Here is a 12,880-nt window from a genome sequence, read left to right on the forward strand (position 1 = left end):
GCAATTAGCCAACCTCGCCGCCTTGTAAGGCCGCGATTATTTTTTTATCCCTGCCATACAAAAACAAGTTTTTGACGGCAGATCCCAAAAAATAACCCCGTGCTTCTGCACGGGGTTTGCTGCTTGATGTGGTCCCACCTGGGCTCGAACCAGGGACCCCCTGATTATGAGTCAGGTGCTCTAACCAGCTGAGCTATAGGACCGTTGTGAATTCATAAAGCAATGAACTTTTGTTGCCCGGTCTTACCACGAAGCGCTCTTGAACTGCTTTGGGGTAGGACCGGTTTAAGGACTGCAATATTACTACTTATTTTGCTTTGCCGCAATATCTTTTAAGGCTTTAAAGGAATTAGAACCCCTCACCTACCTCTTTTAATACCAGCCCGGGGCAGTCACTAAAAAATTTGGATCCCGGATCTGAGAACCGAGGCGTTCTCTTCACTTCCCTGCATTCTGGTAGTGTCCATGCTACCGTCTATTTATTACAAGCAAATTCAGTAAAAAATATCACAAGGATCATAGCTGCAATGGTATTGCGCTGTTAAATAATATACTTGTTCCCGTATCCCGTGGTTGGGCCGTTTTGCAAAACACCAACTGTTCCTATAAAATTATTGAAGGGTCAAAGAAGGACTGACCATCCCATTTTTTAAAGCTGTGAAAGCCGCCATCAGCCTATAAAAACGTCGGCCGAGGAAACCGAAAATCGAAAGAGTAGGAAAATCAGAAAACATTACAAATGAAAAAATTTATAGTAAGATCCGTATTTTTAATGCTCGTTGTGTCGTTCTTTTCATGTTCAGAGGATGAAACACCCATAAAAGAACAACAGATCCTTTTTGTGGAAGACTTAAGTGTCTTGTTTCCAAAAGAAAATAACGCCACCTTATCTAAAGATGATTGCTCCTTGGGACTAGATGACATAAGGACCTTCCCTGTGAATGGATGTGGTTCGTTCACCATAAAGCAAACCATAAAGTATTTTATTGGTGAAACTACCATAGAAACCAACGTTACCGTTTGTTGTGTTTGCGCCGTTTGTCTTCCTATGAGAGTCAGTACCCAAAACAGTATCAGCCCAATGTTAAAGTGGAAAGCAGAACGCATAACGGTAGAAGAGTCCTCTAGTATTACCTACAAAAACTATATCATCAGTATTGCTGAAGGAGACTATGAAGTAGACAAAAATGGAAAAATTAAAACCTTAATGTATAAAGTAATTGTAAACTAAAATGACGTTAAAGAATAAACGAATGCTGGCATTTATTATAGACCTCATCATTATTGTGGCCATTATTCAATTGTTTAGCCTGGGGATGTCAACAGAAGTGTCTGAGTATCGCCTTACAACGGAACACTATACACTAGTGAGCAGAATGTCTTACGACTTCGTTTATTGCCTGGTCTATTTCCTGGTATTCGATTTATTCGGCCAGGGGATTACCATTGGAAAAAAGGCAACGAACCTGAGAATTATACATGCAAAGCGACTTGCCATTGGCAGGAATGATCTGGTGAAAAGGACATTTCTGAAAATGGTAAGTATCGTCTTGCTGCCCGTTTCCGCACTCGTTTATTTACTCTTTAATAAGACCTTGCATGATGAGCTAATGGAGTTAAAAATATTCTTATCAAAAGAATAGGTCATGTCTAATTACAAGAAGGAATTCCTCCAAAAATAATAGTGTCTTTTGCAATTTGGTGCCCGGATTTTACTCCATTTCCTGACACAACTCTATCAACACCCCATTGGTAGTTTTAGGATGTAAAAAAGCTACCCACTTATTATCGGCTCCCTTTTTGGGTTCTTCGTTTAACACCGTAAAGCCTTCTCCCTTGAGCCGGGCGATCTCTGCTTTAATATCTGTTACTTCAAAGGCGATATGATGAATGCCCTCCCCTTTCTTCTCTATAAACTTTGCAATAGGGCTGTCTGGCTTCGTAGCCTCCAGCAATTCTATCTTATTGGGGCCCACTTTAAAGAAAGAAGTGTTCACCCCTTCCGAGGCCACTTCTTCGGTTTTATAATGAGCCGCTCCCAGTAATTTTTCAAATAGCAAGTTAGATTCCTTCAGGTCCTTTACCGCTATTCCCAGATGTTCAATCTTATTCATTCCTTCGTATTTCTAACTTCGTACTTCGTACTTCTAACTTCGTCCCTCGAATTTACATATTATTCTACGTATTTTTGCCCTATGGAAACGCAACGACAGAAAAAAATAGGAGGGGTCATCCAAAAAGATCTGGCAGACATCCTGCAACGTGCCGCCACAGACGGAGGCATGCAGGGTACGCTTATTTCTATTTCCAAGGTAACGGTTACCACAGACCTTTCTATCGCCAGGGTATATGTAAGTGTGTTTCCCAATTCCAAAGGGGCCGAATTAATAGAAGGGATGAAGGCACAACAGCCAAAAATTAAACATGCCCTTGCCCAGCGTACACGCCATCAGCTGCGCCGTATGCCAGAACTTTCTTTCTTTCTCGATGATTCCCTGGAGTATATAGACGGCATAGAAAAATCACTAAAAAAAGGAGACAACCCCATAGAGAACCCGGATCTGTTGCCAAAAAGAAAAAAAACCTAATAAAATACACCCAACTTGAATTTCCCATTCTACATTGCCAAAAGGTATGTGCGCTCCAAAAGCAGCCAGAATGCGGTTAATATCATCAACTTTATCACTTTTCTGGTCATCGTTATTGGGGCTGCAGCCTTGTTTATTGTTCTATCTGGCTTTGCCGGACTAAAAACCTTTAGCCTTTCCTTTAGCGAGACCTTTGACCCCAGCCTGAAAGCAGAACCGCAAACAGGAAAGTACTTTAGTCTTCTTCCCGATACAGAACAACAATTACAAGACATCCCGGGCATTGCTTCTTATTCAAAAGAGCTGGAAGAACGGGTCTACCTCACCCATAAACAAAAGAGTCATGTGGCCTTTATCAAAGGCGTAGATACCTCCTACGCTTTGGCCACCCATATAGACAGTGCCATCTATTGGGGGCAATGGGATGTAAGCGACCAACAGGGCGTCATTGGTCTTGGTATTGCGAATATGCTTGGCCTAACCATCAATGATTATCGCAATCCCCTTATTGTGCTGGCACCAAAACCCGGGAAAGGCACTACCTCCTTCCAATCTAAACCCTATAATGAATTGTCATTAGTCATGAGTGGGGTCTATGCAGTGGAAGAGAACCTGGATAAGAAATATGTCTTTGCCAATCTGCCCCTGGTGCAGGCCTTGTTAGAAAGAGAACAAAATGAGATCTCTGCTATTAACTTTGAACTTGTGGCTGAGGCCGATATTGCTGAAGTGAGAGCCAGTATTGAAGCGGTCCTGGGCAACAAAGTGATCCTAAAAGACAGGCAGCAACAGAACAGCACCCTCTACAAAATGCTAAATACAGAAAATCTGGCCACCTACCTCATCTTTACCCTGGTGCTTATCATTGCCCTCTTTAATGTAGTGGGGGCCATCATCATGATGATCTTAGATAAACAACAGAATTCCAGGACCCTCTACAGTCTGGGCACCACCGTAAAGGAAATACGGCGTATTTATTTTATACAAGGCGTATTGGTAACCGGTTTGGGCGGATTGCTAGGGATCTTCCTCGCATCTTTGCTGATCTGGTCCCAATTGCTTTTTGGATGGCTAAAAATAACGCCTTCCCTGTCCTATCCGGTAGAATACAAATGGATCAATGTGTTGATTGTGCTTGGAACTATTTTGATACTTGGGGTGTTAGCCTCTAAGATAGCAAGTAGCAGGGTAAATAAGAAGCTCTTATCTGCCTAGGCAAATTGATAATCCCCAAAGGCGGCTAAGGCCTCGTCAAAAGCGGCAAAAACATCGGCCGACTCATCACTGGTGACCATCTTCATTCTAAATTCCTTAAAATTCGGGATGCCTTTAAAATAATTAGTGTAGTGTCTTCGGGTCTCAAAAACACCTAGTCTCTCTCCCTTCCAATCGATCGCCATTTGCAGATGTCTGCGTGCGGCATCTACCCTTTCTTCCATGGTGGGCGGTTCTAAATGTGTTCCTGTTTTAAAATAGTGCTTTACCTCTTTAAAGAACCAGGGGTAACCAATGCTGGCCCTCCCTATCATGGCACCATCCAGGCCATATTCATCGCGCATTCTTTTAGCGGCTTCCGGACTATCAATGTCCCCATTTCCAAAAACAGGGATATGCATTCTTGGATTGTTCTTTACTTCTGCAATAGGAGCCCAATTGGCACTCCCCTTGTACATCTGTACCCGCGTTCTCCCATGAATGGCAATGGCCTTACAGCCCACATCCTGGAGGCGTTCTGCTACCTCAACGATCTTTATGGTGTCCTGGTCCCAGCCAAGTCTAGTCTTTACTGTAATAGGGAGTTTGGTATGCTCTACCATGGCTTTGGTGAGAGAGACCATCTTGTCTATGTCTTTTAAAATGCCCGCCCCGGCTCCTTTAGAGACCACCTTTTTTACCGGGCAGCCAAAATTGATGTCAATGATATCCGGATTAGATTTTTCCACGATCTCTACAGATTGCAGCATGGAATCCAGATTTGCGCCAAAGATCTGTATCCCTACCGGGCGTTCTTTTTCATAGATATCTAGCTTCATGACGCTTTTAGCGGCATCGCGTATAAGTCCTTCGGAAGAGATAAATTCTGTGTATACCACATCGGCTCCCTGTTCCTTGCACAAAGCGCGGAAAGGGGGATCGCTTACATCCTCCATAGGTGCGAGGAGCAAAGGAAAATCCGGAAGTTCTATGTCACCAATTTTTACCAAGTAGTTCTTCTTTTTTAACAGGCTGCAAAAATACAGATTTTTTAGAAGGTGATGGTTACAGAGATCTTTTCGCCATTCCTATCTACCACAACCTCAGTGGTATTCCCTGCCTCAAAGACAGAGAGTGCCCTCATATAGCTCATCATATCTACCACTACGCTATCTCCCATTTGCACCACCACATCCCCTTTTTGGAGTCCGGCTTTTTGGGCGGGTTTATCCTCACTTACCCCATCTATCCGCATTCCTTTTCCGGCATACAAATAATCCGGGATAACACCCATGGCTACTTTAAATCTGGGTACTTCTTCACTTTCATTCTTGGTTTTCCGGAAGGCGAGTTTTTCGTCATCATTTAATTCGGTGATTACCCCCATAATATAGGCGGTGATGCGCTCCATGCCTTCGTAATTAAGCTTCTCGGCATCATCAGTGGGCTTATGGTAATCCTCATGTTGCCCGGTAAATAAATGAAGGACAGGAATATCCTGAAGATAAAAAGAGGTGTGATCCGAAGGCCCTACCCCAGATTCTTTTAGCACCAGTTCAAAATCCTGATTATTGGCATTGAGTACCTGAGGCCACATAATAGATGTTCCTGTGCCACTTACAGATAGCGCCTTGCTTTCCCGCAGCCTGCCTACCATGTCCATGTTGATCATATAGTTCACATTCTTCAGATCAATGGTGGGGTTCTTTGCAAAATAGTTAGATCCCAACAGGCCTATTTCCTCCCCGGAAAATGCCATGATCAGATAATTGTTGCCCTTTAGCTCGCTTTCCTTTAATTTTTTTGCCAATTGCAGGAGTACGGCTACCCCACTGGCATTATCATCTGCTCCGTTGTGGATAGCAGCATCTCCACGGTGAAGCGATCCCAGACCTCCCATTCCCAAATGGTCATAATGGGCTCCAAGGACAATAGTGTTTGTTGCTTTGTTGTCTATAAAGCCTATAACATTTGTGCCGGTAATAGTGCTGTCTCCTGCCTGTATATAGATAACCTCCTGATGCGGATCTTTCTTTGGTTTAAAGGTAAAGGTCTGGTAATAAGTGTCCGCATTACCTGCAGGGGCAAGCCCTATTCCCTTAAAACGTTTTACCAGATAGTCTGCAGCCATCAACTCATTTGCTGTCCCCGTTTCACGTCCCATCAGGGAGTCGCTTGCCAAAAAGGATACATCGTCTTGCAGGGTATACGTTTTGGTTGGCTCTTGTTTGCATGAAATAAATAGTGCAATAAAAATAAGCCATATGCTTTGTTTCATCATAATTGCCATTAATTTTGAGCAAAATTAGTCAACTCATGAGAAAAATCACATTTTTATTACTCTTAATGGCCGTCTTCAGCTGTAAATCCGATCCAAAAAGAACAGAAGAACCATCTAATGAAACAACCTCATTGATGGCGGGTTCGGATACACTGATCTATCCGGAGGAGAAATATTTTAAGTCGATTAGGCAGATCACCTTTGGAGGGGATAATGCGGAAGCCTACTGGAGTTTTGATGACAGTATGATGATCTTCCAATCTAACAACGAGGAATGGGGTATGGACTGCGATCAGATATTTCTGATGAATACCTCAGAGAGTTTTAAAGAGAGTGTCCCTCCCATGATCAGTACCGGAATGGGGCGTACCACCTGCTCTTATTTCCTGCCAGACAATAAACACTTTGTATATGGCTCTACCCACCTGTCTGATGCAGAATGCCCTGATGTTCCTCTCAGATCTAATGGGAAATACGTATGGCCGGTCTATGATTCTTTCGATATTTTTGTGGCGGATCTGGAAGGCAATATTGTAGATCAACTTACCGATCTGCCCGGTTATGATGCCGAGGCAACAGTTTCCCCCAAAGGAGATAAAATTGTGTTTACCTCCATGCGAAGCGGGGATCTGGAATTGTACACCATGAATCTCGATGGGACCGATGTTGTTCAGATAACTGATGAATTGGGCTACGATGGTGGCGCTTTCTTTTCTCCGGATGGCACCAAGATAATCTTCAGAGCCAGCAGGCCAAAGACCGAAGCGGCCATTACGGAATACAAGGAATTGTTGGTACAGGGACTAGTGCAGCCTACAGAAATGGAGTTATTTATTTGCGATGCCGATGGTAGCAACCTAAAACAACTCACCTTTTTAGGGAATGCCAACTGGAGTCCGTTCTTTCACCCTTCAGGTAAAAAGATCCTATTCTCCAGCAATTTTGAAGCAGAAAAAGGCTTCCCTTTTAACTTGTATTTTATAGATATAGACGGGAAGAATCTTGAACGGGTAACGCATGGGGAGACCTTTGATGCCTTTCCGGTCTTTTCCAATGATGGAAAATATCTGGCTTTCTCCAGCAATCGCAATAACGGAGGGACAAGAGACACCAACTTGTTTATAGCAGAGTGGCAGGAGTAAGTAATTTTAGCAGTATCTTTGCCGCTCTTATCAGCAGCGCAAGAAAAGGAAAATGAAATACATCAGAAACTTCTGTATCATAGCTCATATTGATCATGGGAAAAGTACCCTGGCCGATAGGCTTCTCGATTTCACCGGTTCTGTAACCGAACGTGAAAAGAAAGAGCAGTTGTTAGATAATATGGATATTGAGCGAGAGCGAGGTATTACCATTAAAAGTCATGCTATACAAATGGAGTATGAGTATGAGGGGCAGGCCTATGTTCTCAACCTGATAGATACCCCCGGGCATGTCGACTTTTCATACGAAGTATCGCGTTCTATCGCTGCCTGCGAAGGTGCCTTGTTGGTGGTAGATGCCGCACAAAGTATACAGGCGCAGACCATTTCTAATCTCTACCTGGCCCTGGAGAACGATCTGGAGATCATTCCGGTGCTCAATAAAGTGGACCTGCCCAGTGCTAGTCCGGAAGAAGTTACCGATGATATTGTAGACCTTTTGGGATGTAAAGCAGAAGACGTGATACCCGCCAGTGCAAAGACCGGTCTTGGAATTGAGGCCATCCTTAAAGCCGTCATAGAACGTATTCCGCCTCCTACAGGAACTGTAGATGAACCCTTGCAGGCATTGGTGTTCGATTCTGTCTATAATCCTTTTCGTGGGGTTGAAACCTATTTCCGGGTGATCAATGGGGAAATAAAAAAAGGACAAAAAATAAAATTTGTTGCCACCGATAAAACGTATTTCGCAGATGAGGTGGGTACGCTAAAGCTTACACAACTGCCACGCCCCAGCATAAAAGCAGGTGATGTGGGCTATCTCATCACGGGGATCAAAGATGCCCGGGAAGTAAAAGTAGGAGATACCATTACCGATGCAAATAACCCTACCAGGAATCCTATTGCAGGATTTGAGGATGTGAAGCCTATGGTCTTTGCCGGGATATATCCGGTAGACACGGAAGAATTTGAAGAATTGAGATCTTCCATGGAAAAATTACAATTGAATGATGCTTCTCTGGTTTTTACGCCGGAAAGTAGTATGGCTCTGGGCTTTGGATTTCGTTGTGGCTTTCTGGGAATGCTCCATATGGAGATCATTCAGGAGCGCCTGGAACGTGAGTTCGATATGACTGTGATCACCACCGTTCCCAACGTAAGTTATCACGCCTTTACACGGAAAGATCCCGAAATTCCAATGGTAGTAAATAATCCGTCAGACCTTCCGGATCCCTCAACCATAGACCGGGTGGAAGAGCCTTACATTAAGGCAACCATCATAACAAAATCCGATTTTGTAGGGAACGTAATGTCCTTATGTATCGAAAAAAGAGGGCAGATCACCAATCAGACCTATCTGACCACCGAACGGGTAGAATTGAACTTCGACATGCCATTGGCAGAGATCGTTTTCGATTTCTACGACCGACTAAAAACCGTATCCAAGGGATATGCTTCCTTTGATTATGCTCCTATTGGGATGAGAGTTTCTAAATTGGTGAGGGTAGATATCTTGTTAAATGCACAACCGGTAGATGCGCTTTCTGCCCTTATTCACGTAGATAATGCGGCCAATATTGGGAAGAAGATGTGTGAAAAACTAAAAGAGCTTATCCCAAGGCAACAATTTGACATCCCCATTCAGGCGGCCATTGGGGCAAAGATCATTTCCCGAGAAACCATCAAAGCCCTGCGAAAAGATGTTACCGCCAAGTGTTATGGGGGTGATATCTCCAGAAAAAGAAAACTGCTGGAGAAGCAGAAAAAAGGAAAAAAGAGAATGCGCCAGGTAGGAAATGTTGAGATACCGCAACAAGCCTTTATGGCCGTTCTGAAATTGAACGACTAGGCAGGGTTGTTATTCATGGCGGCTGAACCTTCTGCAGATTCAAACATTTTTCCGAGATACACCAGTTTAAATCCTTCGGTGATATCTTTAAACTCCTTAGAGAACGAACTTATTATAAACAGTTCCCCGTCCGGAGCTTTCAAGAATATGGGGATGATGTGGTCACCTGCCTTGGTGATCTCTATAAGGCCCTCATAGTGTTCCTGATCCTTTAGGTCTATTTCATGGATAGCCGGAAACTTCCTAACCGTATCGGTTATTTTAATAAAGTCGTCCGTATGTGAAAAAAGACCTTCCTTCGGGCTATTCTCAGGATCTGTCATCTCATCTGCATTCACCAATCTAAAAGATCCGTTCTCTCCAAACTGTTTTCTAAACTTATTGATGGCGTATTTGTTGATCTCCGAATTGCCTGTAAGGGCCATTAAATAACCAACATCATTCAATTCTATATTGTCTGTAAGCGAATCCGAATAGATATTTGCCGAAATAGCATCCAGACCCATGTTCTTGCACTTTTGAATATTGTTCTCATTATTGTCAATGACCACCACATGTCTGTTGTTTACATGCAGATAATTGGCAATAATGCGCGATGCCTTGCTGGCCCCTATGATAAGTATGCCTTCTGAGCGCTCCAGAAAAACGCCCACCCATTTTGCAACCAGCCTGGCTGTAGTAGCATTTAGTAATACTGTTCCCAGCACTATCATAAAGACCAGGGGTGTAATATATTCTGCACCCACTTCTCCTTTCGCCACAAGCTTGGAGCCAAAAAGAGAGGCGATACCAGCTGCCACTATCCCACGAGGACCTACCCAACTAATAAAGAGTTTTTCCTTTAACATTAATCCGGAGCCACGGCTACTGAGAAACACCCCTATGGGCCTTATAACAAGGATTATCACCAGAAACAGAATGGCCGTATTATAGTTGTTGATAAGCTCCATATCACTAATGTTGATATTGGCAGACAGCAGGATAAAAAGAATGGAAATAAGGAGAACACTCAGCGATTCCTTAAAATATAGCAATTCCTTTAAATTGGGAAGGTTCATATTTCCCATTACCATCCCCATGACCACCACGGCTAAAAGTCCGGATTCGTGTGCAAAAACATCCGATTGTACAAAAACCAAAAGCACCACAGAAAGGGAGACCACATTGAGCAGGTAATGTGGAATAAAGTTCTTTTTGATGGCAAATGCCAGGGCGTGGGCAAAAGTGAATCCAAAACTGCATCCAAAAAGTAATATTTTTCCAAATTCAATGAGGGCGGTCTTGGTATAGGCTTGTCCTTCCCCTACACTGATAAATTCAAAGACCAATACAGCAGCCAGGGCGCCAATAGGGTCTATGAGGATTCCCTCCCATTTTAAAACAGCGGAAACATCTTTCTTTAAGGGGATGTTTCTTAGAATGGGCGTAATTACGGTGGGGCCTGTTACAATAATTAAAGCTGAGAACAGAAAAGAGATCTGCCAGCTGAGGTCAAAAATAAAATGTGCTGCTATACCAGCTCCAAAAAAGGTAACCAGTGTTCCTACAGTTATCAATTTGGAAATAACAGGGCCTACATTGGAAATTTCAGATCTTTTAAGGGTAAGACCTCCTTCAAAAAGAATGATACTGATGGCCAGAGAAACAAAATAATAGAGTCCATCGCCGGGGAAAAGTCCATTCTCGCCATTCCATATAGGCTGAATGAGTTTCTCTCCATTTTCTGTAAAAAGTGTGGAGATAGGTCCAACCAACAACCCAATAAGGATCAACGGCAAAATGGCGGGTAGTTTTAGTCGCCAGGCCACCCACTGTGCTATGATCCCCAGAATAATTATGCCTGCTAACTCTACCATACTCAATGTTTTGTTAGTGTGAGATGCCTTTCATTCCTCTTTTGCACCTACTTCGTAGCGCAAATAAAAACAATAATGAACAAACGCCGGAAAAATAAGCGCGTAAATTCTATTTTGTTATAGAAGGGGGCCAGGCTCTTTTCATTCCCTCAATTTATGGTATATTACGCCAATGGAGCCCATGGATATAACACAAAGGCCTTTTAAGACCATCTTATTCGGGTTTGCATTTTCGCCTTCTCTGGAGGTTAACATCCTGGAAATAACCAGGATCGCCTATTACTTCAATACTAAACTTATACTATTACATGTAGGTGCCAAAACACCTGAAAAGAGTGCCACTATTGAGGCCATACTCAAAACAATTGAACACCCCGAAACTCAACCGGAAGTTTCGTGACTTCACGCAGAGCTTGAAATAGCCGGCCCGCCTGGAGTTAACGTGTCGTCACTCATCAGTCATAACCAGCTAGTCAACGCCCGCCGACTACTCTATATGACGCACCTGGCGATCGGTGACTTTATCTACCAGGGCGTGTGGTTGAATGCGCTCAAGGCGAAATACCCGCATTTGACGATCGATATCTGGTTCGACGATTGCCGCAGGAAGCCACACGGATGGGCGGCCGGAAGAAACAAGACGCTCGGGGAATGGCTCGAGACCGACGGCTCGTTCGACACGATATATCCGATCGTCAGTAACCTGGCGGAACGCAAGGCACAGATTGCCGCGGCCAGCGGCAAAGACTACGACCTGATCGTCTTTGTCGGGAAGAATCGCAGCGAGCAGTTCGCGAAGATCGCACGCCAGATCTCTTCCTCCGCGTTCATTGTCGCAACGAAGAGCAAGCCACTGAACAACCCGATTGCCAAGTGGTTTTACTTCCACAATCTCGATGGCTGGATTTCCTTCGATGAGTATGCCCGCCGCTACCAGCGCATCACCGACATCTACGCCAACATCTTCCGCAAGGTATTCGGGTTGACGGCCGAGGATGTCGGTGGGCGCGATTCGCTCGCTATAAAGTACGATTCGAAGTACGCGGTCACGGCCAGGGCGTTCATCGACTCCTTCGGCGATGGCGGTGAAACACGATCGTTTGTCTTCCTGAATCACCTCACGACCGCGGCAAGAAAAGACTATCCCTGGGATCAGCTCAAGGAAGTTATCCTGGCGTTGAATCAGCGATACGAGAATCTCGCGTTTGTCGTCAATTGCCCGCCCGACAAGTTTGACGAGACAAATGCCCTGATCGAAGACGATGAGCAACTACGCGCACTCTCGATCAAGGCCTTTACTGCCATCGACAGTTTTTTCGAACTACCCGCTGTCATGGCCGCGTGCGATATCACGATCAGTGTCGATACCGCCACAACGCACATGGCTGCGTCGCTGGACAAGCCGCAGGTCGCCATCATGGCGGACGACGTAAAGCTGTGGCAGCCGCCCGGCAACAGTCTGATTCTCGAAGGCAGTGGTAAGGCCAGCTCGATCACACCCGAGCGGATCGTGGAGGCGTTCGGCCAACAATATACGAAGTGAACTGATTAGATAGTCGGAGCGAGTCGCTACGACACTATTTGCTGTGCTTTCTCCAGCAGCGCTTCCATCGCCGCCTGCATTTCGTCCCGCTTGGCTTCGAGCCCGCTCGCCGGCAAGCCGCGCGGCACTTCGATTGGTTCGCCGACGGCGATCACGATGCGGGCAAACGGCTTGGGGATCATGAAGCTGTCCCAGGTGTTCGTCGTCCAGGCCCGGCTGGCCGCGCAGGCGATCGGCACCATTGGCGCATTGCCCATCCTGGCCACCAGCACGGTACCGGTCTTTACCAGGTGCTTCGGGCCGAGCGGACCGTCCGACATCGTGACGATGGACACGCCGCGCTTCATCATTTCCACAGCATCACGCAGCACGAGCGCACCCGTCTCCTGCGCAGAACCGCGAATGACTTCCGCTCCCCAGGATTTGG

At 45.0% G+C, this 12,880-nt stretch carries 13 protein-coding genes and 1 tRNA gene; 8 read left to right on the plus strand and 6 right to left on the minus strand.

Going from position 1 to position 12,880, the window contains the following annotated elements:
* Positions 1–129 precede the first annotated feature (129 nt).
* Positions 130–203 (minus strand) — tRNA-Ile (locus tag Q0X72_RS10540).
* Between the two features lie 536 nt (positions 204–739).
* Here Q0X72_RS10540 and Q0X72_RS10545 point away from each other — a divergent pair.
* Positions 740–1,231 carry a hypothetical protein gene (locus Q0X72_RS10545; RefSeq protein ID WP_297765009.1) on the plus strand — a complete coding sequence of 164 codons (492 nt, stop codon included), beginning with the start codon at positions 740–742 and terminating at the stop codon, positions 1,229–1,231.
* 1 nt (position 1,232) lies between these two features.
* On the plus strand, positions 1,233–1,643 hold the full coding sequence (locus Q0X72_RS10550) for an RDD family protein (RefSeq protein ID WP_297765012.1): 411 nt from the start codon (positions 1,233–1,235) through the stop codon (positions 1,641–1,643).
* 69 nt (positions 1,644–1,712) lie between these two features.
* Here Q0X72_RS10550 and mce read toward each other — a convergent pair whose 3' ends face one another.
* A complete protein-coding gene (gene mce / locus Q0X72_RS10555) occupies positions 1,713–2,114 on the minus strand; it encodes a methylmalonyl-CoA epimerase (RefSeq protein ID WP_297765014.1) in 402 nt (133 codons plus the stop codon).
* A gap of 81 nt (positions 2,115–2,195) precedes the next feature.
* Here mce and rbfA point away from each other — a divergent pair, with 81 nt between their 5' ends.
* Both rbfA and Q0X72_RS10565 read left to right on the plus strand, forming a co-directional pair.
* The gene (rbfA, locus tag Q0X72_RS10560; RefSeq protein ID WP_297765018.1) at positions 2,196–2,588 is read left to right on the plus strand and encodes a 30S ribosome-binding factor RbfA; all 393 of its coding nucleotides are present in this window, start codon (positions 2,196–2,198) and stop codon (positions 2,586–2,588) included.
* A gap of 15 nt (positions 2,589–2,603) precedes the next feature.
* On the plus strand, positions 2,604–3,803 hold the full coding sequence (locus Q0X72_RS10565) for an FtsX-like permease family protein (protein ID WP_297765021.1): 1,200 nt from the start codon (positions 2,604–2,606) through the stop codon (positions 3,801–3,803).
* Here the strand turns inward: Q0X72_RS10565 and dusB are convergent.
* Both dusB and Q0X72_RS10575 read right to left on the minus strand, forming a co-directional pair.
* Entirely contained in the window at positions 3,800–4,792 is a 993-nt protein-coding gene (gene dusB / locus Q0X72_RS10570; RefSeq protein WP_297765024.1) for a tRNA dihydrouridine synthase DusB, read from the minus strand. The genes Q0X72_RS10565 and dusB overlap by 4 nt on opposite strands.
* 41 nt (positions 4,793–4,833) lie before the next feature.
* The gene (locus tag Q0X72_RS10575) at positions 4,834–6,060 is read right to left on the minus strand and encodes a M28 family peptidase (protein ID WP_297765042.1); all 1,227 of its coding nucleotides are present in this window, start codon (positions 6,058–6,060) and stop codon (positions 4,834–4,836) included.
* 38 nt (positions 6,061–6,098) lie between these two features.
* On the opposite strand from Q0X72_RS10575, the gene Q0X72_RS10580 reads away from it, so the two are divergent.
* Both Q0X72_RS10580 and lepA read left to right on the plus strand, forming a co-directional pair.
* Positions 6,099–7,205 (plus strand): hypothetical protein, encoded by a 1,107-nt coding sequence (locus tag Q0X72_RS10580; protein ID WP_297765026.1) that lies wholly within the window; start codon positions 6,099–6,101, stop codon positions 7,203–7,205.
* Positions 7,206–7,257: 52 nt separating this feature from the next.
* A complete protein-coding gene (lepA, locus tag Q0X72_RS10585) occupies positions 7,258–9,054 on the plus strand; it encodes a translation elongation factor 4 (RefSeq protein WP_297765029.1) in 1,797 nt (598 codons plus the stop codon).
* Here the strand turns inward: lepA and Q0X72_RS10590 are convergent.
* Positions 9,051–10,910: a sodium:proton antiporter gene (locus Q0X72_RS10590; RefSeq protein ID WP_297765033.1), complete on the minus strand. Its 1,860-nt coding sequence runs from the start codon at positions 10,908–10,910 to the stop codon at positions 9,051–9,053. The genes lepA and Q0X72_RS10590 overlap by 4 nt on opposite strands.
* A 181-nt stretch (positions 10,911–11,091) precedes the next feature.
* On the opposite strand from Q0X72_RS10590, the gene Q0X72_RS10595 reads away from it, so the two are divergent.
* Positions 11,092–11,310, plus strand: coding sequence for a hypothetical protein (locus Q0X72_RS10595; RefSeq protein ID WP_297765034.1), 219 nt, complete (start codon positions 11,092–11,094; stop codon positions 11,308–11,310).
* A 96-nt stretch (positions 11,311–11,406) separates the two neighbouring features.
* On the plus strand, positions 11,407–12,453 hold the full coding sequence (locus tag Q0X72_RS10600) for a glycosyltransferase family 9 protein (protein ID WP_297765036.1): 1,047 nt from the start codon (positions 11,407–11,409) through the stop codon (positions 12,451–12,453).
* Positions 12,454–12,479: 26 nt separating this feature from the next.
* On the opposite strand, the gene Q0X72_RS10605 is transcribed toward Q0X72_RS10600, so the two are convergent.
* A partial coding sequence (locus tag Q0X72_RS10605) for a DUF374 domain-containing protein (RefSeq protein WP_297765039.1) occupies positions 12,480–12,880 on the minus strand: 401 nt, incomplete at its 5' end.

It is taken from the genome of uncultured Muriicola sp. (assembly GCF_947258935.1).
Classification (GTDB): domain Bacteria; phylum Bacteroidota; class Bacteroidia; order Flavobacteriales; family Flavobacteriaceae; genus Muriicola.

What these genes read in the sequence shown, in the direction of transcription:
- rbfA (WP_297765018.1), top strand. Translation starts at nt 2,196, where the DNA reads ATGGAAACGCAACGACAGAAAAAAATAGGAGGGGTCATCCAAAAAGAT.
- Q0X72_RS10545 (WP_297765009.1), top strand. Translation starts at nt 740, where the DNA reads ATGAAAAAATTTATAGTAAGATCCGTATTTTTAATGCTCGTTGTGTCG.
- lepA (WP_297765029.1), top strand. Translation starts at nt 7,258, where the DNA reads ATGAAATACATCAGAAACTTCTGTATCATAGCTCATATTGATCATGGG.
- Q0X72_RS10580 (WP_297765026.1), top strand. Translation starts at nt 6,099, where the DNA reads ATGAGAAAAATCACATTTTTATTACTCTTAATGGCCGTCTTCAGCTGT.
- Q0X72_RS10550 (WP_297765012.1), top strand. Translation starts at nt 1,233, where the DNA reads ATGACGTTAAAGAATAAACGAATGCTGGCATTTATTATAGACCTCATC.
- Q0X72_RS10590 (WP_297765033.1), bottom strand. Translation starts at nt 10,910, where the DNA reads ATGGTAGAGTTAGCAGGCATAATTATTCTGGGGATCATAGCACAGTGG.
- mce (WP_297765014.1), bottom strand. Translation starts at nt 2,114, where the DNA reads ATGAATAAGATTGAACATCTGGGAATAGCGGTAAAGGACCTGAAGGAA.
- Q0X72_RS10600 (WP_297765036.1), top strand. Translation starts at nt 11,407, where the DNA reads ATGACGCACCTGGCGATCGGTGACTTTATCTACCAGGGCGTGTGGTTG.
- Q0X72_RS10595 (WP_297765034.1), top strand. Translation starts at nt 11,092, where the DNA reads ATGGATATAACACAAAGGCCTTTTAAGACCATCTTATTCGGGTTTGCA.
- Q0X72_RS10575 (WP_297765042.1), bottom strand. Translation starts at nt 6,060, where the DNA reads ATGAAACAAAGCATATGGCTTATTTTTATTGCACTATTTATTTCATGC.